This is a genomic window from Chitinophaga sp. RAB17, assembly GCF_052114225.1.
Taxonomy (GTDB): domain Bacteria; phylum Bacteroidota; class Bacteroidia; order Chitinophagales; family Chitinophagaceae; genus Chitinophaga.
The window spans coordinates 1-390 of record NZ_JBFREI010000064.1 but is presented as its reverse complement, the minus strand read 5'-3'; the positions used below and the strand labels follow the sequence as shown (position 1 = coordinate 390).

At 44.6% G+C, this 390-nt stretch carries 1 protein-coding gene; it reads left to right on the top strand.

The annotated features are described in order from the left end of the window. The coding region (locus tag AB4Z08_RS35870) for a hypothetical protein (RefSeq protein ID WP_441578582.1) at window positions 1-390 on the top strand (390 nt) is incomplete at both ends.

Here is a 390-nt window from a genome sequence, read left to right as displayed (position 1 = left end):
AGCAAATATTGATCAGTTACATTGTAACGACTCTATCTTCACCATGGCCGCTAACAAGCCTACTGAATATGGAGCAAAAGGCACCTGGTCTGTGGTAGGTAAACCTACATGGGTAACTGTTACCGATACCACTTTAAATACTACAAAAGTTAAAGTACTGGCGGGTCATACTGCTACACTGGTATGGACTATCTCTAATGGTACTTGCGCCGCTACTACCGACACTGTGTTGCTGACGAACTATGATGTACCAGCAATTGCGAAAGCAGGCGTTGATCAGTTACATTGTAACGACTCTATCTTCACCATGGCCGCTAACAAGCCTACTGAATATGGAGCAAAAGGCACCTGGTCTGTGGTAGGTAAACCTACATGGGTAACTGTTACCGA